The sequence below is a fragment of the Mycolicibacterium gilvum genome (genome assembly GCF_900454025.1).
GTDB classification, from domain to species: Bacteria; Actinomycetota; Actinomycetes; order Mycobacteriales; family Mycobacteriaceae; genus Mycobacterium; species Mycobacterium gilvum.
Genome location: NZ_UGQM01000001.1, coordinates 6063231 through 6084488 on the forward strand (window position 1 = coordinate 6063231; position 21258 = coordinate 6084488).

Below are 21258 nucleotides of genomic sequence, written 5' to 3' on the forward strand. Positions count from 1 at the left end.
TCAAGCGCGCAGCCGAGCGAAAGCGGAAGGGTCAACCACACTGTGAACAGTCCGGATCCCCGAACCCTGCGGGATCGCGTCGTCGTGGTGACCGGCGCCAGCCGCGGCATCGGCGCCGCTATCGCTGTCCGAGCGGCCCGAGACGGCGCGGCCGTTGCGCTGCTGGCCAAGACCGAAACCCCCAACCCCAAGATCGGGGGCACCCTCGCAGAGACGGCGGACGCCGTGCAACGTGCGGGCGGTCGGGCTCTGTCGGTGGCGTGTGACGTGCGTGACGCGGACGCGGTGGCGGCGGCGATCGCCTCGGCTGCCGACACGTTCGGCGGCATCGATGTCGTGATCAACAACGCGGGCGCGCTCGATCTGCGGTCGACCGAGACGTTGCCGCCGAAGAACCTGCGCCGACTTCTGGGGGTCAATGTCGAGGGCCCGTACGCGGTTGTGCACGCCGCGCTGTCCCACCTCCGCAGGTCGGCGAATGCGCACATCGTCAACGTCGCTCCCCCACTGGACATGAACCCCAGGTGGGTGGGTGCCCACGTCGGCCACACCGTCGGCAAGTACGCCGAAAGCCTGCTCACCCTCGGCTGGGCCGAGGAATTCGCCTCTGTGCCCATCGCCGTGAATTCGGTGTGGCCGGCCACCACCGTCGCCAGCACGGGGATGGTGGTCGCGATGGGCGAGGCCGTCGTGCGCGCGCAGGCCCGCAGCCCGCAGATCATGGCCGATGCGGTGCACGCCCTGGTTACCCGGCCCGCAGCGGCCTGCACTGGCCACTTCTACACCGACGAGGGCATCCTGCGCGAGGAGGGCGTCCACGATTTGTCGGAATACCGACTGGCCGCAAGCGAAGAGGACCTGACGCCCAACTTCTACCTTCCGTCAGCCACGTTGCCGACCATCTAGGAGACATCGCTTGAATGGGTTCGATGCGTTGACGGCCCGTGAGCCCGAATTCGCCAAGCTGCGCTTCGCCGTGCGGGACTTCCTGCGGTCCGACCGAGCCGAGTTCGGTTGGCGACCCGGTGTCGATTCATGGCTGGCCGGCTGGGACGAGGCATTCTCGGCGCGGCTGGGGGATGCCGGATTCGTCGGACTGACCATCCCCAAGCGATACGGCGGCCACGAACTCGGGCATCTGCACCGCTACGTGGTGGCCGAAGAACTCATCGCAGCGGGTGCGCCCGTCGCAGCGCATTGGACGGCCGACCGACAGGTCGCGCCGGGCCTGCTGAGCCACGGCACAGAAGAGCAGCGTGAACGGCTATTGCCCCAGATCGCGGCGGGCCGGTTCTACTCATCGATCGGCATGAGCGAGCACGGCGCGGGATCTGATCTAGCGGCCGTATCGACCAAGGCGACACGGGCCGACGGCGGCTGGCTGCTGTCCGGCACGAAGGTGTGGACCAGCGGGGCACACCACGCGCATCAGGTAGTCGTCCTGGCACGCACAAGTCCGCCGGATCCTCAACATCGACACGCAGGGTTCAGCCAGTTCCTCGTGCCCTGCGATGCCGACGGGGTGCGCGTGGAACCGGTCCTGCTGATGTCTGGTGCTCATCACTTCAACGAGGTGATCTTGGATTCGGTCTTCGTTTCCGACGCGGATGTCCTCGGCGAGATCGGCAACGGGTGGCACCAGGTCACATCCGAGTTGTCGTTCGAACGCAGCGGGCCCGAACGCATCCTGTCCACCGGACCGCTACTGCTTGCCGCGATCCGCGCGCTCAGCTCCGGTCTCGAGGCAGACGATCGCACGGCGGGCGAAATCGGACATCTGATGGCGCAACTGATCTCGCTGCGGCAGCTGTCATTGTCGGTGGCCCGCACCCTCACCGAGGGCGGCGATGCAGCGAATCAGGCGGCACTGGTCAAGGACCTCGGCACCCGCTTCGAAACCGAGTCGGTCGAGTTGGCCGCCGACCTACTGGAGGACTCACCGCCGAACCAGGAGCTGGAGGCGATGCTGAACACCGCTTGGCTGCACAAGCCCATGTTCACCCTGCGCGGCGGCACCAACGAGGTGCTGCGCGGCGTGGTTGCTCGAGGAATGGGGTTGCGGTGAGTGCGCTCATCGGCGGCGTGTTCGCCACGAAGGACACCGGGGACAGCGACGCCGAACTCCGCGGGCTCGTCGACGATCTCGGGCGGCGTTCCTATGACGCCGGGCTGGGCCGCCGCGGCATCCCCGACGTGTTCGACGCCGAACTGTGGGACAACCTCGAGGCGACCGGACTGGCCAGGCTCACGAGCACCCCCGACATGGGCGCCGGGCCGTCGGAGCTGGCGATAGCGCTCTATGGCGTGGCGCGGCATGCCGGCGCGGTCCCCTTGGCCGAAACCGACGCACTCGCAGGATGGCTCGGTCAACTCGCGGGCGTCGAGCTGCCCGGCGGGCCACTGACCGTGGCGGTCGCTGATGCCGAGACAGACGGCACGCGCATCACCGGCACCGCGAGGGACGTGCCCTGGGCGCGGGCATGCACCACGGTGCTCGCGGTCCGCGGGCGCGGCGGCCTGCGGGTCGGTGTGCTCGACCCGGCGTCCACCATCGCGCACGAGAATCACAATCTGGCGGGAGAACCCCGCGATTCGATCGAATTCGACGTGCCTGCCGCCCAATTGCGAGCCGTGGCGACAACAGCGGAGGACGAACTCATCCGCCGCGGCGCATGGTCGCGATGTGTCCAGATCGTCGGAGCACTCGACGCCGCCGCGACGCTGACCGTCGAGTACACCCGCCAACGGGTGCAGTTCGGCCGCGCCCTGACCGCGTTTCAATCCGTCCAGCAATCGCTCGCCGGAATGGCGGGTGAGATCGAAAGGGCCCGCGCCGCGGTCGAATTGGCAGTCGCTGCGGCCACCGAACACGGCTTCGACTCCCCCTACACCGACTATGCCGTCGCCGTCGCCAAGGTCGCGGTCGGCCGTGCCATCGGTCCTGTCACCACCACTGCACATCAGCTGCACGGTGCGATCGGTGTCACCAGTGAGCATCCGCTGTGGCTGTTCACGTTGCGGGCCCAGAGCTGGAGCTCCGACTATGGCACCACCAACAACTTCGCTCGCCGTCTGGGTCGGCTGGCGCTGGCCGCGGAGGATCCGTGGGACCTGATAGCGGGCGATCTGGCCCAACTCGAAAACACCAATTGATAGGGGAGAACACGTGACTGTGCAACAATTCGACGGCGCCTCGGCCATCGTCAGCGGCGGTGCCGGCGGCCTGGGAGAGGCGACGGTACGCCGCCTCCACGCCGACGGGCTCGGCGTCGTGATCGCCGATCTCGCCGCGGACAGGGGCAAGGCGCTCGCAGACGAACTCGGGTCGCGGGCGTTGTTCGCCAGCACCGACGTGACGAGCGACGACAGTGTCCTTGCCGCTATCGAGCAGGCCCAGCAGCTCGGCCAGTTGCGCTACGCGGTCGTCGCGCACGGCGGCTTCGGCGTGGCGCAACGGATCGTGCAGCGCGACGGCAGCCCGGCCGACATGACGGGATTCGACAAGACCATCAACCTCTATCTCAACGGCACCTACAACTTGACCCGCCTGGTTGCAGCCGCTGTCGCCGGCGCCGAACCCCTCGACAACGGCGAACGGGGTGCCATCGTGATGACCGCTTCGGTGGCCGGGTACGAAGGTCAGATCGGGCAAACTGCTTATGCCGCAGCAAAAGCCGGCGTCATCGGTTTGACGATCGCAGCTGCCCGGGACCTGAGCTCCGTGGGAATCCGGGTCAACACGATCGCCCCCGGAACGATGAAGACTCCGATCATGGAGTCCGTCGGAGAAGAAGCGATCGCCAAGTTCGCCGCCAACATCCCGTTCCCGAAGCGGCTCGGCGCACCCGACGAATATGCCGATGCGGCGGCGTTCCTGCTGACCAACACCTACGTCAACGGTGAGGTCATGCGCCTCGACGGGGCGCAGCGCTTCACCCCGAAATAATTCGGACCGACGACGTCACGGTCTGGCTGGCGCCCGGCAGCCAGACCGTCCGTCCGATCGTCGGCAGGCGCGTTGAGGCGCCGCGAAGGCACGAAGATTGGGGTCGGTTGGTGGGGATGCTTTCGGATGTGTTGAACCTGTTTGAGTTGACGGTGCTGGAACCCGACACCTTCGAGGGCACCCAACCCGATCCGCCCAATCACCACATCGTCGGTGGCCAAATCGCCGCACAGGCGCTGATGGCCGCCAGTCGCACCGTGGAGGGGCGTCCACCGCACAGCGTGCACGTCTATTTCCTGCGCCGCGGGGATGCACGCCGGCCGGTCCGATTCGCGGTCTCTCGCCTGCATGACGGCGGCACGTTCTCGGCTCGCCGGATCGTCGCCACCCAAGGCGGTGAGGTGCTGATGGAGGGCCTCGCATCGTTCACCGGCGGCGCCGACTCCGCCACCTACCAGCGCGAAATGCCCTACGCGCCGCCTCCCGAATCCTTGATTCCGATTGAAGAGCAACTGGCACCCTACGCCGAGGAGTTCGGCGGCTGGTGGGCCGATGAGCGTCCGTTCGACGTCCGCTACGTCGACCCGCCTCCGCGCGTCGCCATGGATTCAGATGAACCAGCGCGACCGGTGAGCCGGATCTGGCTACGGGCCAGGGGTGCCCTCCCGGTCGACCCCGTCACCAACAGTTGCGTACTCACGCTTCAAAGCGCCCTCACACCGGTCGAGGCCACGTTGGGGCCAATGCGCAAGTCGCAGTACGACATATCGGCGCTGCTCGATCACACCGTGTGGTTCCACCGGCCTGCCGACTTCTCGGACTGGCTCTTCTACGAACAAACCTCACCCACTGGGGCCGACGGTCGTGCGCTAGCGGCGGGCGCAATCTACAACAAAAGCGGGGACTTGGTGTGTACCGCTGTCCAGGAGGTCTACTTCCCTGCGCCCAGATAGTTAGCCACTATAAGATTGGGCGGACGAAGCCGGCGGAGGGCGACCATGGCAAGAGCAGAAAACGACACGTGGGACATCACCGAGAGCATGGGCGCGACCGCGCTGGGTGTTGCGGCCGGCCGGGCCGCTGAGACCAACAGCGAGAATCTGCTGATCCGAGATCCGTACGCGCAGATGTCCCTCGAGGCTGCGGGAAACGGTGTCTGGACCATGTATCTGCGCCCAGAGGAACTGCCCGCCGAACTGGTCGAGATCAATCCCCGCTTCAAAGAGCGGATGCAGGCGATGATGGCTGGCGGTTGGACTGGCCTGCCGGCAGTGTGGTCTACGAGATCGATCAGCCGAAGGTCCTGGACTTCAAGTTGTCCGCGCTCGAGGCGCACGGGGTTTCACCAGCAGCAACTTACGTCGGCGTTCCGGTCGACCTGCGCAACGATTGGCCGGCCGCCCTGCGCGCGGCCGGCTTCGATCCCGCCACCCCGACCGCCTGGTCCGCCGAGGGCTTGCTGCCGTATCTGACCGCCAGTGCGCAGGACGTGCTCTTCGAGCGGATCACGGGTCTGAGCGCAGCCGGCAGTCGGGCGGCGGTGGAGGCGTTCAACAACGAGTTCTTCAGCGCGGAGAGTTTTGCGCGACGCGAGGAACAAATCCAGCTATATCGCGAAGCCGCGGCCAAGCTGGGCCGGGAGGACATCGCTGCGTCTGGCAATCTCCTTTACGAGGAGGAGCGCACCGAGGTTGTCGATTGGCTCACCGCCCACGGTTGGCGGGCGTCCGGCGTAAGCGCGGCCGACCTGCTGGCCCGCAATGGCCGGTCCGTGCCAAGCGATCTGGACGACGGCGTTCCGCAGAGCGTCTTCGTTGACGCGCGGTTACCCTGACTGGCAATCACCTTGGCTGGCACGCGGTTCCGGGCTCAGAGCCGTCCCTCGACCTGAAGTTCCGGATGCACCCAGTCCGGTGAGTTCTTCTGCTTGAACGCCCGGAAGCCTTCGCGCGCCTCCGGACCGAACAGGCTGGTCTGCATGCCGATCCGGTCGTACAGGCCCAGGTAGTTGTCCAGGCTGGCCTTGATTACCCCGCGGGCCGCTGGAGCAGTCCGGCAGCTTTGTGCCAGAAGCTCTTTCGCGGTGTCGAGCAGTTCGTCGTGGGGAACCACCCTGGCGACCATGCCCCACTCCACCGCCTCTTGGGCGTTCAACGTCCGTCCGGTGAACATCAGGTCCTTTGTGCGGACCGGGCCGATCATCCGCGCCAGCACCTGGCTGTAGTAGGTGTCTGCGATGCCGCGGAACAGCTCGGGCACGCGGAAGGTGGCCCGGTCGCTGACCACGGCGAGATCGCTGCACATCGCGATCTGCAGGCCGCCGCCCTGACACAGCCCGTTGACCGCCGACACGACCGGCTTCGGAGACTGCCGCAACACGTCGAAGGGCGTCACGTCCATGCCCATGGTGGAGGCGAAGTCCATCCAGTTGTCCTCTGCCGCTTGACCGAGGTCGCCGCCGGGCGCAAAGACGTCACCGGTGCCGGTGATGAGCAGTCCCGCCAGGTCGGGATCCGCGTTGACCCGACTGATTGCGTAGCGGATGCCGAAGTACATGGCCGGAGTCATCGCGTTGCGTGCCTGCGGTCGATCCAAGGTGCAGATCGCGAACGCCCCCTCTCGTGTGAACGTGAGAAACGGGGTGCCGAGCCAGTCACCGTCGGGTGGGCGCGGACCGCCGTTGGGGCTGTCGGACATCTGAAATCCCTTCCAGAGCTTTGAGTGTTCCGTCAGCATCAAATTAGCCAAATAGTTGAAGGATTCCAACTCCCCGGCGTAGCATCCACGGAATGGCGCACGTCACTTAGGCATGCCCGCACCGCCGCGCCGGGCGCGGAAAACAGCGATCTCAATGGAGGAAAATCGATGGGTTCACTCGACGGCCGGGTCGTCTTCATCACTGGCGCCGCCCGCGGGCAGGGCCGTTCGCACGCGGTGATGTGTGCCGAACAGGGCGCCAACATCGTCGGAGTCGACATCTGCGAGGACCTCGACGTCGTGCCCTACAAGCTTGGCACCTACGACGATCTCGAGGAGACCGCTCGCCTGGTCGAGAAGACCGGGCAGGAAATGCTGTTCGAGAAGGCCGACGTCCGCGACATGGCCGCACTGCAGAAGGTCTTCGACGCTGGAGTGGAGCGGTTTGGCCACATCGATACCGTCATCGCCAACGCCGGTGTGGTGCTCACCAATGCAGACGAGCGCGACGCCTCCGAAGCGCTGCGACTGGGCCTCGACATCATGCTGATCGGGGTGTGGAACACCTTCCAGGTCGCCATCCCACACATCAAGGAGCGCGGCCAGGGCGGCAACCTGATTGCGACCAGTTCCATGATCGCGTTGCTTGATCTCACCGACGGACGCGGTGGCACCGACGCCTATCTCACGTCGAAGCTCGCGATCACCGGCCTGGTGCGCGCCTACGCACTCATGCTCGCCGCCGACCGCATTCGCGTCAACGCCGTGGCACCGACCAATTGCTCGACACCGATGATCACCGAGAATCCGGCACTCTTCAAGGTGATCGAGGAGAACCCGCACCTGGTCAACGCGATGTCGACCGCGCTGCCGGACTTCCCGATGATCGAACCACGCGATGTCAGCAACGCGATCCTGTTCTTGATCAGCGACGCGGGTCGCTCGTTCACCGGGAGCTTGTTGAAGGTAGACGCCGGGATGGACGTCAAGCGCTAGGCGACTGCACCCGATGCAGTACGGAATAGCGGACCGCTCGGCGCTGGTCGTCGGCGGCAGTAAGGGAATCGGCTTCGAGGTCGCCAAGCAGCTCGCCGACGAGGGTGCGCGGGTGGCGGTCCTCGCGCGGACCAAAACCGACGTCGACGGCGCGGTCGAGGCCATCCGGGATGGTGGCGGCACGGCGATCGGCGTCACCGGCGACGTCAGTGATCCCGAGCAGCTCACCGCCGCCGTCCGCGAGACCTCAGCCGCACACGGTCCGCCGCTGATAGTGGTCGGTCAGGCCAAGTATCAGCGCCCGGGAGACTTCGCCGACATCACCGACGTGAATCTCTACCGCGAGTCCTTCGAGATGCACACCATGAGCCAGATTCTGCTCCTTCATGCAGTGCTGCCGGCGATGAAGGAGGCCGGCTGGGGGCGATTCGTCCACGTCGGCTCGGCCACCGCGAAGGAACCGGCGGGCAACATTCATCATGCGGTCGCCAACACCAGTCGACCGTCGACCGTCGGCATGCTCAAGACGGTCTCCGACGAGTACGCCAGATACGGCATTACGGTCAACACCGTCGCACCGGGTTGGATCGAGACGCAGAACGCGCTCGACTACCTGCAGAACCACCTCGGGACCAGTTCCGATGAAGAGCGCCGGGAGTTCATGCTGAACCAGGCCCGCGTCCCTGCGGCCCGCATGGGACGGCCGAGCGAAATCGCTTCTCTCATCACATATTTGTGCTCCGAGCCGGCCGGATACATCACCGGCAGCTGGATCGAAGTCGACGGTGGCTTGCACCGCTCGGCGTTCTGACGACGAGGAGAACGAATGGAAACCCTGGGTGCCCCAGAGCTGGCCTTCGCCGGACTGCCTATGGCCGCCGACCGCAACGCCGGGTGGGCGGCTCTGCGCGATGCGGGCCGGGTCGTCTTCGTCGACGGCTGGTTCTATCTGACCCACCGCGACGACGTGCTGTCCGCACTGCGGGACCCCGGCTTGTTCTCCTCGAAGAAGGCATTCGACGTCCTCGGCAGCCCGCTGCCCCTGGTCCCCATCGCGTTCGACCCGCCGGAGCACACCCGATTCCGCAAGATGTTGCAACCGTTTTTCAGCCCGCACACGCTGTCGCAGATGTTGCCCTCGCTACAGAAGCAGGCGATCGACATCATCGACGCGGTCGCCGCCAAGAGCGAATGCGAAGTGGTGGCCGACATCGCCATCCCCTATCCCTCGCAGGTCTTCCTCACCCTCTTCGGGCTGCCGCTGGAGGATCGCGACCGACTTGTCGCGTGGAAGGACTCCGTCATCGCGCTGGCTGATGCACCGTCGCTCGAGGGCGCCGATCTCACACCAGCACTCGAACTGTTCGCCTATCTGACCGAGGCGATCAACGAGCGACGCGCCAACCCGGGTCCAGACATCTTGTCGCAGTTGCTCACTGGTGACGACGCCCTCGACGATGCCGAGGCGATCGGCTTGAGCTACCTGTTCGTGCTGGCCGGACTGGATACCGTCACCGCGGCCATGACCGCCGCACTTCTCGAACTCGCTCGCAATCCGGAGTTGCGTGCCACGCTGCGCGACGACCCCAGCCAGATGAGCGTGTTCGTCGAGGAGATCGTCCGACTCGAGCCGCCCGCGCCGATGGTGCCGCGGGTCACCACCGCCGAGGTCACCATCGGCGACATCACCTTGCCCCCAAACACCCAGGTTCGGCTGTGCATCGGTGCGATCAACCGCGACGACAGCGATTCGATCTCAACGAACGACGTAGTGATGGATGGAAAGGTGCACCGGCACTGGGGATTCGGCGGCGGGCCGCACCGGTGCCTCGGTTCGCATCTTGCCCGCATGGAAATGAACCTGATCATCGGCGAGTGGCTACATCGCATCCCGGAATTCTCGCTCGAGCCCGGCTTCACCCCTGAGATCGTGTTCCCGGCGAACACCTTCGGGTTGGCGCGGCTCCCGCTACGGCTGGGGTGACGGGTTACACCGTCGAGGAGTACTTGACGACGAGCTGCTGCTTGTAGAGCTTGCCGGCATCGGTGCGTGGCAACTGCGCCTCGAACGAGATCGAGCGCGGACACTTGTAGTGCGCCAATCGCTTCCGAAGCCAGTCGAGCAGCTCTGTCGCGAATGCGTCGGTGGCGTCGGCAGGATCGACCAGCTGAACCACCCCCTTGACCGACTGCCCCATCTCGTCGTCCGGGATGCCGAACACCGCGGCGTCGAGCACCTTGGGATGAGTGATCAGCAGATCCTCGGCTTCCTGCGGGTAGATGTTCACGCCGCCCGAGATGATCATGTGGTGTCTGCGGTCGGTGAGATATAGGTAGCCGTGGTCATCGAGATACCCAATGTCGCCCACCGTCGCCCAGCCGTGTGCATTGCGCGCAGCCGACGTTTTCGCCTCATCCTTGAGGTAAGTGAAGGAATAGCCACCCTCGTAATAGATTTCGCCCGCCTGTCCGGGCGGCAACTCGCGGCCGTCCTCGTCGAGGATGTGCGGCACTCCGACCAGCGGACGGCCCACCGAACCCGGATGGTTCAGCCAGTCCTCCGCGCGGATGAAGGACGCACCCACGGCTTCCGACGAGGCGTAGTACTCGTCGATGATCGGCCCCCACCACTGGATCATCTGCTTCTTGATGTCGATCGGGCAGGGGGCTGCGGCGTGGACTACCCGCTTCAGGCTCGAGATGTCATACGAATGTCGGACTCCTTCAGGCAGTTTGAGCATCCGAACGAGCATTGCCGGAACGAACTGGCCGTGCGTGACGCCGTATCGCTGAATACACTCCAGCGCGGCCTCGGGGTCGAACTTCTCCATGACCACGGTGGTGCCGCCCAATGACTGCACCGCCATCGACCAAAACGACGGTGCGGTATGGTACAACGGCGCCGGACTCAAGTACACAGAGTCACCGGTGATTCCAACGGCATCAAGCAGTGGCATCAATATGTTGTGCGCCTTCGCCGGCGGCAGATGCGGAAGCTCTCGGCGGATCCCCTTGGGTCGTCCGGTGGTACCCGAGGAGTACTGCAGAAGGTCGCCCTCGGTCTCGTCGGGGATCGGCGTCGACGGTTGGTCGGCAACACATTCCGGATAGCGCGTCCAGCCGGCGAGGTCGTAGTCGGCCATCAGCAACACGTCAGGCAGTCCGGCAGGAAGATGGGTTCCGAGGCCTTCGCACACCGCGCGCATGGCACACGAACCGACCACCGCCTTGGCGCCACTGTTCTCGACGATGTACGCCGCCTCGGCCGAGGTCAGGTGGGTGTTGATCAGCGCGTAATACAGACCACTGCGTCGAGCCGCCCACATCACCGCGTGAATGTGTTCGTTGTTCTCCATGACCACCGCTACGGTATCGCCCTCACGCAGGCCGGCGGCCCGCCAGAAATGAGCGAGCCGATTGGCCCGTTCCTCGAGTTCAGCGAAGCCGATCTCGGTGCCCGCTCGGGCCAGAATCAGGGCAGGTTTGTCCACGTCGACATGGTCACGGATCTGCATGCCGCTCTCCTTGCTCGTAAGCTTCTCGGGTACCAATCCCGTTCACGGGTAAGGTTTTACCGCGTCCCCCCAAGTCGTCTAGTCTAGTAGCATGCCCCGTACCATTTGGAACCCCGAAACCACCGCCGTCGTCTGCGTCGAATGCCAGAACGGCGTGCTGGGGCCGGAATCGGTCTTGCCGGCGTTGGCCGCCGACAGCGCCGACCTTGTGAGCAACGTGCGCCGCCTGCTCGAATCCGCGCGCGAGTTCGGTGCCCGAGTGGTGCATGCCACCTATGAGGGCAACTTTGGCGGCCAGCCGACAGGTACCGCCTGGCTGTGGCGCGCGCTCGGCCCGGCGACAGCGCATTGGAAGCCTGGCACAGCTGAAACCTCCGTCGTTCGAGAGTTGTTGGGCGAGCATGATCTCGTACTCCCCCGTCATCACGGCCTGTTTCCCACGGTGGACTCGGAACTACTGCCGGTACTGAAGGGCCTTGGCATCACCACGATCGTTCTGGTGGGCGTGTCGTTGAATCTGGCCATCACCCACACCGCCGGGCACGCCACCCAAGCCGGCTTCGAGCTCGTCGTACCCCGCGACGCCGTCGGAGGAACCCCGGTCGAGTACGCGGAGCAGGTGCTGAACAACACGATTGCCGTACTCGGTCGGCTGACCACCGTCGACAAGTTGATCGAGGAATGGACTCCAGCTCCATCGCCGGTGTAACGCCCACCCGGCCCTCGACAGATCAGACCGGATCGAATCCAGAGATCAGCCAACGGTTGTTAGCCTTGTCGAGACTAGGACAGCAGTGCGATGGTGGAATCCTTGGCCGCCTAGAGAGATTCGGCGGCCGCGGTCTGCGGGTCATGCACAGAGGAGTACTGCCACTTGAAGTAGCCCCCCCCCCCGCCATCGCCAGTATCAGCGCCAGACCGGGCAGTACGCCGTACACCAGTATCCGACGCCAGGCGGTGCGACGTGTCTCGGTGGCCGGCAGCTTCTGTTCCCCCTCGTCGACATCGGCTGTGCGATCAATTGCGGGAACGTCATCGCCCAGCGGCGCGACGGCATCGACGTCGACGGAGCTCTCCTGCGCAGGTGAGCCATCCGGTGGCGCGTCGGCGACGCCAACGCTCCCACGCCTCTTCAATGTGATCACTGCACGAACTCCACGTTCGAGACCTTCACGTCGTGTCCAATCTTTCTGCATGGTCAAACGCATCCGCCATGTTTCGCGGCTGCTGTTGCGATATGCCGCAGCGGCATTCGGCGTGATCACTTTTACCGCAACGATCGCCTTCGCCTCATCTCCGGTGACCGACTCCAGCCCGGACTCCGCCACCGAGCCAACCGCCTTCGACTGCGTCTGTTTGACGACGTCGACGAACGGCGGTGACCGCTGGGCGAAGACGTCGTAGAAGGTGCCGGTAGCGGAGTCCAGTATGCGTTGGATGTCAACGTCGGCTTCGTGGTAGTCGATGGTGGTGAGATTCACCGCGCCCTGCCGGGCGGCCTGCAGGTACAGCCCGTTGGCCTGCTTCGACTGCCTGGCCTCGTGGGCGTGCACGCCCAACCACCCGGCCAACGCGCCAAGGGCCGGCACCGTGACCAAACCTGCGACGAGCCCCCGCCGCAGGTGCGGTACCCAGCGGCCGGCTTCTTTCTCGGTCCGGCCCTCGGTGAGGTCATCATCGTCGTCGTCGCGCCGACTGCGTCGGCGTAGTCAAGAACGTCGGCGGTGGAAGATGTTTCGTCGTCCGACGTTTCGTTAGTGTCAGCGCGGAGGCGTTCAGCTGCCCGGAAATGCCACCATGGACTGCTACGTCTACTTCTTCGAGGCGCCCATGGCCAAATTGGCCTGGGTGTAGACCTTGCCGTCCGGGCCCATGTAGGTGCCGGTGGCCCGGTCGTACTCGGTGGTCACGAGGCGAACGCCGCGACAGTGGTGAAGGTTATTGCCGAACGGCGACATCTGCCGACACCCAACGACGAGTGCCGACTGCTGGCGGCCATCGGTATGCTGCTGGTCGAGCGCGTCCTTGATCGATGGGTGTCGGCACCGGGGCGCGCTCTCGACGATCTAATCTGCCAGGAGTTCGCGGCGCTGCCCGCGGTACTGAAGTAGAGGCTTCGCTACCGCCGACGAATCGTCGAAGCGCCTACCGTTGAGGCCACATGCCGGTCATGCTGGCTAGGTCCTGTCGTTCTCGTGCCGGATGGTGAATTCGGGTATGCGGTAACCACTCTCGCCGAGGTCCGCAATGCAGGCCTGCACTGGTTGGCCGATGCGGACGTCGGCCGGGTCGGCGTCGACAACAGCGTTGATACGCAGGCCTGGCTGTTCGTCGAGTTCGATGAGGCCGACGACGTAGGGCGGTATGCGGCCCGGCACCAGCGCCTGGCGTATCACGATGTAGCTGAAGATGGTGCCCCGACCGCTGACTTCTTCGAAGTGCACCGGGCCGCCGGTATATCGGCTGCGTTCCAACGGAGGATGAATCCACTTGCCAGTGTCGTCGCAGCGACACAGCATCAACTTGCCCTGCTTGAGACCCTCCCAATACGGTGCCGAGTCCGGGTCCGGAACCGGGATCGGTGGCATCAGTTGCGGATTGGTGGCCGATGGCGATGCCGCGGCTGTTGATGTCATGGCTTCTCCCTGCTGTAGACGTTGGCACCGCCGAAAGGACCGCCGCCGGCAGTGACGAGAGCGAGCTGCGCGTCGTCGACCTGGCGTACGCCGGCGGCGTGGCGCAGCTGCAAGGCGGCTTCGTAGTGGTGGTTGAGGCCGTGGATGTAGCCCTCGGATAACAAGCCGCCGTGTGGGTTCACCACCACGGCGCCGCCGTACGTCGCGCGGCCGGTGGAGAAGAACTTGCCCACCTCGCCCTTCTCGCAGAAACCGAAGCCTTCCATGGTGGCCATCACCGTGTAGGTGAAGCAGTCGTACATGCAGGCCAGATCCATGTCGGCCGGCGTCAGACCCGTCTTCTCCCAGATTCTAGGACCCGCCGTGCGCGAATACATCTCGGTTGGGTCATCCCACTCCGTCCACCCCGCCCCGCCCTGGGAGTTCGACGATCCGACCAGCCACATTGGATCCTGCTTGGCGTTGCGCGCGATGTCCTCGCCGGTGATCAGGATAGCCACCGCCCCGTCGACCTCGGACGTGCAGTCCAGCACCCTGAACGGCTCGTTGATCCAACGCGCGGCCAAGTAGTCGTCCATCGACAGCGGCTCACGACGCAGCGCATGCTCATTGGGGCCAGCATGCTTGCGCTGAGTGATCGCGATGTGACCGAGATCCTCACAGGTGGAGCCGTACTCGTGCTGATGGCGGCGGGCCCACATGGCGAACCACTGCGGCGGCACCATAAAACCGGATGCGGTGTCGAACTGGTCGTGATGCGGCACCTGCATCGGACCCTCGACATGACCGAACCGGTAACCGGACCGGCCGTTGAGCGAGCGATACACCAGTACCGCCTTGCACATCCCGGCTTCGATCACCGCTGCGGCAGTGGCGATCTGGTCGGCGACCAGGTTCCCACCGCCGTACATCGAGTTGGCCCATGCCAACTCGTCGATTCCGAGCGCCCACCCCACAAAGATCGGCTGCTCGGAGTCTCCTGCAGAGAACGTACAGATTCCGTCGATGTCGGCAGGTGTCAGCCCGGCGTCTTCGATGGCATCCCGGCAGGCGGCGACGGCCATGCCGCGGGTGGTGCGGCCGGACTTCTTCGAGTAGGTGGTGCGGCCGATTCCGATGACGGCACAGGTCATTTCATCTCTCCAGTCATCTTGGTTACGTAGTGGTCGGCGCGGGGGCTGGGTCCCTGGGCAGGCCCAGGATTCGTTCGGCGATCAGATTTCTGACAACCTCGGAGGTGCCGCCAGCGATGGTCAGGCAGCGACTGAACAGATAGTCGTGCACCACCGTTCCGGCGGCCTGCCGGCCCAGTGGATCGCCGTCGGCGGCCGGGTTGCCGTCTGGTCCGGTCAACAAGGCAGGCCCGGCAATGCGCAGTGCCAGTTCGGCGACGCGCTGGGCGTGCTCGGCGCCGAACAGCTTGGCGATGTTGCCTTCGATACCGGGTCCGGATTCGAACACCGCGCGGGCGGCTTGGCGCAGGTTCACCGTCGCCAGGGCGTACGACTCGATGAGCAGCGCGCCGACCTCGCCGGCCAGACGATGATCATCGCGGCGGTGACGAGCCAGCAGATCGAGCAGGTCCTCAGCGACCATGGTCACCGAACCGCCACCGATCGACACCCGCTCGTTGCCAAGCGCTGCCATCGCCACCCGCCAGCCGTTGTTGACCTCGCCGACCACGCGATCATCAGCGACGAACACCTCGTTGAAGAACACCTCGTTGAACAAGGCTTCCCCGGTGATCTCCCGCAACGGCCGGATCTCGACACCCGGTGCCGACATATCGATGATCATCGCCGTAATGCCTTTGTGCTTGGGCACATTCGTGTCGGTACGCACCGTGGCCAACCCGAGCTGGCAGTTCACCGCGTCGCTGGTCCACACTTTCTGACCGGTGAGGATCCAGCCGCCTTCGGTGGGGACGGCTCTCGTCGACACCGCAGCCGCGTCGGAGCCGGCACCCGGTTCACTGAACAGCTGGCACCATCGCACCTCGCCCTCCAAGCTGGGCCACATGAACCGGTCGATCTGTTCGGGGCTGCCGTGCTGAAGCACCGTCGGCACCATCCACTCGCCGAGTCCCAGGCTGGGGCGCTCCACGCCGTCGAGCTCCTGCTCGATGATCAGCTGCTCGACGGATCCGGCAGCGCGGCCGTACGGTTTCGGCCAGTGCGGCACGAGATAGCCGGTGCGAGCCCACAGCTTCTGCTGCTCGGCGGGCTCGGTATTGGCCAGCTCCGCCCGGAAGTCCTGGACCGCCTGCCGGTACTGTTCGGCTTCCGGTGGTAGGCCCAGCGATGTGCCTTGGCGTGCACCACCGATCTGCAGTGCTGCGACATCATCGCGGAGCGCGTCCTCCCCGCCGGCGAACGCCAGCAGCACCGTAGCGCGCCGGACATAGAGGTGGGCGTCGTGTTCCCAGGTGTACCCGATACCGCCGTGGATCTGGATGTTCTTCAATGCGACACGTTGGTACGCAGGCAACACGTGGCCCGCCGCCATCGTCACCGCCAACTCGGCCTCCGACGCCGGAGCTCGGGCCGCATCCCAGGTGGCGGACACGGCGAGCTCGGTGTCCACCAACATGTTGGCGCAATGATGCTTGATCGCCTGGAAGGACCCGATCGGTCGCCCGAACTGTTCACGGGTGGCCGCATAGATGCTGGCCATCTCGGTGCACGCGGCCAGCCCTCCGGTGGCTTCGGCGGCGGCCAGCAGGCGCATCGTCTGGACGGCCCCGCGGGCCGCTCCCGGGAAACGTTCCGCCACCGGCGCTTCGGCCAATGTGACGACGGTAATCGGACGCATCACCTGATCGACGGAGTCGCTGCGCGTCGTGCTCACCGCGTCGCCGGCCTCAATGAGCACCAGATCCCCCCCGACCGGGATGAGGAAGATGTCGGCGCGCCGCTCCCCTAGGGTCGCCACGGCGTCGGCAACGACCGCCGCTCCGCTCATCGTGGCATTACTCGTCGTGCCGATCGCGGCCACCATGTCGCCCGACACCAGCTTCGGGAGCCAGCGTTGCCGTTGGTCCTCGGTGCCCACCTCGGCGATGACTGCAGAGGCGGCCACGGTCGGCAGGAACGGCCCCGCGATCGCGGCGCGGCCGAGTTGTTCGAGCACGATGGTCAGCTCGGGAAGTCCATAGCCCTGGCCGTCGTAGCGTTCGTCGATGTGCAAACCCAGCCAACCGGTGGAAACGATCTCCTTCCACAAGGCGTCGTTCTGCCACCAGCGGCCGTCGTCGTCCGGGTCGAGCAGGATGCGGCGGGCCGCTGCGGTTCCCCCGCGACCGGTCACCAGTGATTTGGCGACGTCGGCGAGCTCACTGTGGTCTTCGGTTAACGCCAAGGGCATGATGCGGCCTCACTCATCGGGTCGAACGGGAAAGGTCATGGGCGTGGGTCCGAGCGATGCCGCCATCAAGCGTGTCGCGTTGCACGGGTCCCGGCCGTCACGTCGCCACCCGGCGTTCGCCGCGGGGGGTCCAGCCGGTCAACGACACGGTGCTCAGGTCCAAAGTCTCACCCAGCGTCAACGTTCCCGCCATGACCCGCTTGAGGAACTCTCCCATCACGGCCTCGGGCTCACGATCGAGTTCGTAGATCACCAGGTAGCGGTGCGTCGGTGGCGGCAGCTGTGCGGGGAGGTCCCCGTCGTCGGGCACCGTGATCTCGGACAGGTCGTAGCGCTGCGCCGCTACGACACCGGGAACCTCGAGCACCTCAGGCACGTGCGTGGAGTCGTACCACGAATTGAAGGCGTCGTCTTGACCTTCGATGGGGTTGCTCAACACGAGGAACAGGTTCTCCGCCACGGACACGCCTTTCGGGGAAAGGATTCGAGTGATGCGAGACTATGACAGACGACTGTCACAGTCAATGTCCTGCCAAGCACTGGCCTTTCGATCGGGCCTGCTCGAGGTGCATCTGCCATGTTGACCGGGAATTCACGGGGGCATGCCAATCGCGAATGGACATCTCGGACGCGGCTGGCGAGGCCGTGCGCGCACGCACCCCCAGCAATTGCTGCGATGATTAATCATATTGTTGTGCAATTATATTCGGTACCCGGCGCCACCACAGCGCGACAGCTCGCACCGCAGCGTGTCGGCAACAGCATGCCGCGACTTCCGAGTCCGAAATCCCACCGCACGGCAGGAGAATTCCAGCGCCGATGTCGGAAAGGGTAGGGCGCGAGGATGGCTACCGCGGGTCGAATCGTGTGACACCAGACTGTCATAGTGTCCGGGGAATGCGCCGCGGGTGACGGTCGTAGGGGAACGGCTCTCATGATCACACCGTCGAGGGACTTCATACGGCAAGTTCTGGTCCTGTCGCCAGCCTTGCGCTACCCCGGCTCCCCACATGTATGACAGGCAACTGTCACCACGTCCTATTGACCACACGATGGATGCCTGCCGTGGTCGATGTACAACAGTAGGGAGTTGGTCGCCATGACTGCACTGAACTGCTAATCGTTTATTAGCCGACAGCACAACGACTCCTACGACTAGTCCCAATCGCCGTCGTATCGTTCAGTGCAGTGCCTGACTGGTTCGGGGCGAAATCATCGAGTCGCGCTCTTGACTGTTGACACTCGGCTGCCATAGTGTCGGCATCCCACCGCGTGGGGCCGACGGCAGATGTCCATGAGTTGGTGGAGGTCCCCGGTGGCACGTCGGTGCCCGCCGCGGGTCTCACTCCCGGCGGGCGAGAGCGCGCAATACAACAGCGAAAAGGGTTGAGGGACATGGGAGTTTTGGACGGTCGGGTTGCCTTCATCACCGGCGCCGCGCGGGGGCAAGGACGCGCGCATGCGGTGCGGTTGGCCGCCGACGGCGCCGACATCATCGCCCTGGACATCTGCGCTGACATCGCGTCGATGGACTACCCCAACGCCACCCCTTCCGATTTGGACGAGACGGTCAAGCTGGTCGAGCATACGGGCCGACGCATCGTGGCACGCCAGGCCGATGTCCGCGACGGCGACGCCGTGGAGGCGGCATTGTCCGACGGCCTCGCCGAATTCGGGCGCCTGGACATCGTGATCGCCAACGCCGGCATCATCCGGCTCGGCAGCGGGGGTGACGACCGGCAGGTGTTCCGCGACATCGTCGACGTCAACCTGATCGGGGTGTGGAACACCGTGCACGCCGCGATCCCCACCCTGATCGACGGTGGACGTGGCGGATCGATCGTCATCACCAGCTCCAGTGCCGGACTCAAGGCCACCGGCACCGACCGGACCGGCGGTCAGGCCTACTCGGCTGCCAAGCGAGGACTCGTCGGCCTGATGCAGGTGTGGGCCAACGATCTGGGCAAGCATTCCATTCGCGTGAACACCATCCATCCCACCGGAGTGGCGACCGGCATGGTCATGAACGAAGCGATGGGCAAACTGCTGGAGTCCGGGGACGTCGCGATGGAGGCCATGCAGAACGTCCTGCCGATTCCGGTGCTGGCGCCCGAAGACGTGGCGAACGCGGTGGCCTTCCTGGTCTCGGATGAAGCCAAGTTCATCACCGGAACGGCGTGGCCCCTTGATGCCGGCTTTGCGGTTCGTTGATTGCTGCTGCGCGAATCACGGCGGGCCGTCATCGGGAGCGCCGTGTCAGCAACATGCATGCCGGGCCAGGTTGACCTGCACTTCATCCCGCCCCGACACCCGTGGCGGAACAGCTACGTCGAATCATTGAACTCCCGCATCCGCGACGAGTGCCCGCTGGGATGGCATCGGCGAGTGAGGGCCTCTCGAGGGCACGGGTCAAAAACGTCAACTCCGGACCGACGTGGCGACCCGACCAGGCTGCGAAAAATGCCTCTATCTCTTCACCGAGCACTGGATCCGACCGGGCGAGGTAGGGCACCGATGGGCCTCCACGCGTTCGCAATCACCAATAACGGCCCGATCACCCCGACCGGCAACTAACCAATGCCAAGGTCGGGTCCGCGGTTAATCAGATAGCCTCGAGGGCAGTCGTTCACCGTCAGGCAGTACATCTCCGGTTTTCACAGTGATGTGCTTCGACAGACGCCAGCGGCCGTCCTCTCGGCGCAGGTGATCGTGATATCGCCCCACAAACGACATCTCTGCCGGCCCGTCCTCCGGTATCAGTGACACAATCACGTCGCTCCACGCTCTAGCCTCGTTCTCGTAGATGTCGATTACCGGCGCGTAGACGAAATGTTTGATCCTGTGGGGAGTCGGGGGTTGCGTTGCAGGCAACCCTTCCACGATCGCTTTTCGCCCGCGAAACGTCTGTCCCGCCCATGGCAGCACACCGTCGTCACAGAACAACGCCGCAAGGTCGGCCCATCGACGTTCGTCGAGCAGCTGAGCGTGCAAAGCAATTACGCGCCTGATCTCTTCGTAATCGTCCACTGCTACCTCTCGTTCCAGGCGTTTGCTTGTCGCCTCAAGACGGAGTCAAGCAAAACCGCACGCTGTGAACCTTACCGCGGTGTAGGTCGAGTCCCGGGCGGTGTCGGAATGCCAGGGTGATCTGATGTCCGCGACGGGTGAAGTGGATGCGTCTTGGAGGCTGGCAGGTGGCGAATTGACTTGCGGTGCAACGGTCTTGCAGAACCATGCCCGGGTGTCGCTTGCCAGGGTGATGGGACCACCTGATTGCCAGGGGGATGGGACCACCGTGGCGCGTTATCGAGGATGCTCGTCGGGTCCCTCTGGGTCAAGCTGACCGGGTCGGGTGCGTTGGCGGTAGGACGGTCCTTCGATGACCAGGGTGTGGGCCGCAGCGGTGAGTCGGTCGATGGCTGATTGGGCGAGCAGGGTGTCGGCGGTCATGGTCAGCCATTCGGCGGGTTCCCGGTTTGATGTCACGATGGTGGTCTTGGTTTGGTGGCGTTCGACGACGATTTCGTAGAAGTCGCTGGTTTCGGTGGCGTCGAGGGGTCGCAGCGCGAAGTCGTCGATGATGAGGACGTCGACGGCCGCCAGTCGGCGGATCTCGGCGTCGACGGTGTGGTCGAGTCGGGCGGCGCGTAGCCGGGTGAACAGTTTGTCGGATCGGGCGAACAGGACGGTGTGGCGGCGACGAATGGCCAAGTGCCCCAGTGCTGTTGCCAGATGTGTTTTGCCTACGCCCACGGGCCCGAGGATGATTGCGGACTGTCCGGCGTCGAGGAATCGTAGCGAGGTCAGGTCGCCGAGCAGGGTACGGTCGTAGCGCAGGTCCTGTTGTGCGGTCCAGGAGTCGAAGCGCATCGTCGGGTCGAGTCCGGCTTTGGCCGCCCGCAGGGCGGCTGATCGGGATTCGCGTCGGGATACTTCGTCGGCAAGAAGTGTTTCGAGGAATCCGATGTGGCTGAGTTTGTGCTGGCGGGCCAGTGCGGCCCGTTCGGGCAGGGTGTCGGCCAGGGCGCCGAGCTTGAGCGCTTTGAGCAGTCGGAGCAGGTCGGCGCCGACCGGGTCTGCGGCCACGCGGTTGGTAGTGGTCATA

At 65.0% G+C, this 21258-nt stretch carries 21 protein-coding genes and 2 pseudogenes; 14 read left to right on the forward strand and 9 right to left on the reverse strand.

The genetic code is table 11. The features are described from left to right. Positions 1 to 42 precede the first annotated feature (42 nt). The 6 genes and pseudogenes from DYE23_RS28680 to DYE23_RS28705 all read left to right on the forward strand — a co-directional run bounded on the left by DYE23_RS28680 (position 43) and on the right by DYE23_RS28705 (position 5780). Positions 43 to 906 (forward strand): SDR family oxidoreductase, encoded by an 864-nt coding sequence (locus DYE23_RS28680; RefSeq protein ID WP_115328784.1) that lies wholly within the window; start codon positions 43 to 45, stop codon positions 904 to 906. A 10-nt stretch (positions 907 to 916) separates the two neighbouring features. Further along, positions 917 to 2065: an acyl-CoA dehydrogenase family protein gene (locus DYE23_RS28685; protein ID WP_115328785.1), complete on the forward strand. Its 1149-nt coding sequence runs from the start codon at positions 917 to 919 to the stop codon at positions 2063 to 2065. Beyond that, complete coding sequence (locus DYE23_RS28690) at positions 2062 to 3153, forward strand: acyl-CoA dehydrogenase family protein (protein WP_098002302.1); 1092 nt, start codon at positions 2062 to 2064, stop codon at positions 3151 to 3153. Before DYE23_RS28685 ends, DYE23_RS28690 begins: the two co-directional genes overlap by 4 nt. A 13-nt stretch (positions 3154 to 3166) precedes the next feature. After that, complete coding sequence (locus DYE23_RS28695; RefSeq protein ID WP_115328786.1) at positions 3167 to 3946, forward strand: SDR family oxidoreductase; 780 nt, start codon at positions 3167 to 3169, stop codon at positions 3944 to 3946. Between the two features lie 128 nt (positions 3947 to 4074). Further along, positions 4075 to 4899: an acyl-CoA thioesterase gene (locus DYE23_RS28700; RefSeq protein WP_235660526.1), complete on the forward strand. Its 825-nt coding sequence runs from the start codon at positions 4075 to 4077 to the stop codon at positions 4897 to 4899. Positions 4900 to 4944: 45 nt separating this feature from the next. Continuing rightward, positions 4945 to 5780, forward strand: a pseudogene (locus DYE23_RS28705) (SAM-dependent methyltransferase). Positions 5781 to 5815: 35 nt separating this feature from the next. Here the strand turns inward: DYE23_RS28705 and DYE23_RS28710 are convergent. Beyond that, positions 5816 to 6643: an enoyl-CoA hydratase/isomerase family protein gene (locus DYE23_RS28710; protein WP_098002300.1), complete on the reverse strand. Its 828-nt coding sequence runs from the start codon at positions 6641 to 6643 to the stop codon at positions 5816 to 5818. A gap of 168 nt (positions 6644 to 6811) precedes the next feature. Here DYE23_RS28710 and DYE23_RS28715 point away from each other — a divergent pair, with 168 nt between their 5' ends. From DYE23_RS28715 to DYE23_RS28725, 3 genes are read left to right on the forward strand one after another with little or no spacing between them, the layout of a single operon-like run. Continuing rightward, entirely contained in the window at positions 6812 to 7639 is an 828-nt protein-coding gene (locus DYE23_RS28715; RefSeq protein ID WP_098002299.1) for a mycofactocin-coupled SDR family oxidoreductase, read from the forward strand. A 13-nt stretch (positions 7640 to 7652) separates the two neighbouring features. Next, complete coding sequence (locus DYE23_RS28720; RefSeq protein ID WP_115328788.1) at positions 7653 to 8450, forward strand: SDR family oxidoreductase; 798 nt, start codon at positions 7653 to 7655, stop codon at positions 8448 to 8450. 15 nt (positions 8451 to 8465) lie between these two features. Beyond that, entirely contained in the window at positions 8466 to 9623 is a 1158-nt protein-coding gene (locus DYE23_RS28725) for a cytochrome P450 (protein ID WP_115328789.1), read from the forward strand. Between the two features lie 4 nt (positions 9624 to 9627). Here DYE23_RS28725 and fadD4 read toward each other — a convergent pair whose 3' ends face one another. After that, complete coding sequence (gene fadD4, locus DYE23_RS28730) at positions 9628 to 11154, reverse strand: fatty-acid--CoA ligase FadD4 (RefSeq protein WP_115328790.1); 1527 nt, start codon at positions 11152 to 11154, stop codon at positions 9628 to 9630. A gap of 91 nt (positions 11155 to 11245) precedes the next feature. Between fadD4 and DYE23_RS28735 the strand changes: the two genes are divergently transcribed. Further along, complete coding sequence (locus DYE23_RS28735) at positions 11246 to 11863, forward strand: cysteine hydrolase family protein (RefSeq protein ID WP_115328791.1); 618 nt, start codon at positions 11246 to 11248, stop codon at positions 11861 to 11863. 22 nt (positions 11864 to 11885) lie between these two features. On the opposite strand, the gene DYE23_RS28740 is transcribed toward DYE23_RS28735, so the two are convergent. Further along, positions 11886 to 12707 carry an Rv1363c family protein gene (locus DYE23_RS28740; RefSeq protein WP_115328792.1) on the reverse strand — a complete coding sequence of 274 codons (822 nt, stop codon included), beginning with the start codon at positions 12705 to 12707 and terminating at the stop codon, positions 11886 to 11888. On the opposite strand from DYE23_RS28740, the gene DYE23_RS31005 reads away from it, so the two are divergent. Both DYE23_RS31005 and DYE23_RS28745 read left to right on the forward strand, forming a co-directional pair. Beyond that, positions 12702 to 12863, forward strand: coding sequence for a hypothetical protein (locus DYE23_RS31005; protein WP_172527864.1), 162 nt, complete (start codon positions 12702 to 12704; stop codon positions 12861 to 12863). The two genes, DYE23_RS28740 and DYE23_RS31005, sit on opposite strands and share 6 nt — an antisense overlap. A 222-nt stretch (positions 12864 to 13085) precedes the next feature. Next, a complete protein-coding gene (locus DYE23_RS28745; protein ID WP_235660527.1) occupies positions 13086 to 13265 on the forward strand; it encodes a hypothetical protein in 180 nt (59 codons plus the stop codon). A 66-nt stretch (positions 13266 to 13331) separates the two neighbouring features. Here DYE23_RS28745 and DYE23_RS28750 read toward each other — a convergent pair whose 3' ends face one another. From DYE23_RS28750 to DYE23_RS28765, 4 genes are all read right to left on the reverse strand, one after another. Beyond that, complete coding sequence (locus DYE23_RS28750) at positions 13332 to 13790, reverse strand: Zn-ribbon domain-containing OB-fold protein (protein ID WP_172527865.1); 459 nt, start codon at positions 13788 to 13790, stop codon at positions 13332 to 13334. Continuing rightward, positions 13787 to 14923: a thiolase C-terminal domain-containing protein gene (locus DYE23_RS28755; protein WP_115328794.1), complete on the reverse strand. Its 1137-nt coding sequence runs from the start codon at positions 14921 to 14923 to the stop codon at positions 13787 to 13789. Before DYE23_RS28755 ends, DYE23_RS28750 begins: the two co-directional genes overlap by 4 nt. A 22-nt stretch (positions 14924 to 14945) precedes the next feature. Continuing rightward, positions 14946 to 17153: an acyl-CoA dehydrogenase family protein gene (locus DYE23_RS28760; RefSeq protein WP_115328795.1), complete on the reverse strand. Its 2208-nt coding sequence runs from the start codon at positions 17151 to 17153 to the stop codon at positions 14946 to 14948. Positions 17154 to 17250: 97 nt separating this feature from the next. Next, the gene (locus DYE23_RS28765; RefSeq protein ID WP_115329154.1) at positions 17251 to 17613 is read right to left on the reverse strand and encodes an EthD domain-containing protein; all 363 of its coding nucleotides are present in this window, start codon (positions 17611 to 17613) and stop codon (positions 17251 to 17253) included. Positions 17614 to 18548: 935 nt separating this feature from the next. On the opposite strand from DYE23_RS28765, the gene DYE23_RS28770 reads away from it, so the two are divergent. Beyond that, a complete protein-coding gene (locus tag DYE23_RS28770; RefSeq protein WP_069412496.1) occupies positions 18549 to 19364 on the forward strand; it encodes a mycofactocin-coupled SDR family oxidoreductase in 816 nt (271 codons plus the stop codon). Between the two features lie 57 nt (positions 19365 to 19421). Beyond that, positions 19422 to 19517, forward strand: a pseudogene (locus DYE23_RS28775) (integrase core domain-containing protein); the annotation flags it as partial. A gap of 234 nt (positions 19518 to 19751) precedes the next feature. On the opposite strand, the gene DYE23_RS28780 reads toward DYE23_RS28775, so the two are convergent. Together DYE23_RS28780 and istB are read right to left on the reverse strand one after the other, a co-directional pair. Further along, positions 19752 to 20180, reverse strand: a complete 429-nt coding sequence (locus DYE23_RS28780) for a nuclear transport factor 2 family protein (protein WP_235660528.1) — start codon at positions 20178 to 20180, stop codon at positions 19752 to 19754. 276 nt (positions 20181 to 20456) lie between these two features. Beyond that, on the reverse strand, positions 20457 to 21257 hold the full coding sequence (gene istB / locus DYE23_RS28785; protein ID WP_070351813.1) for an IS21-like element helper ATPase IstB: 801 nt from the start codon (positions 21255 to 21257) through the stop codon (positions 20457 to 20459). Position 21258: the final 1 nt, after the last annotated feature.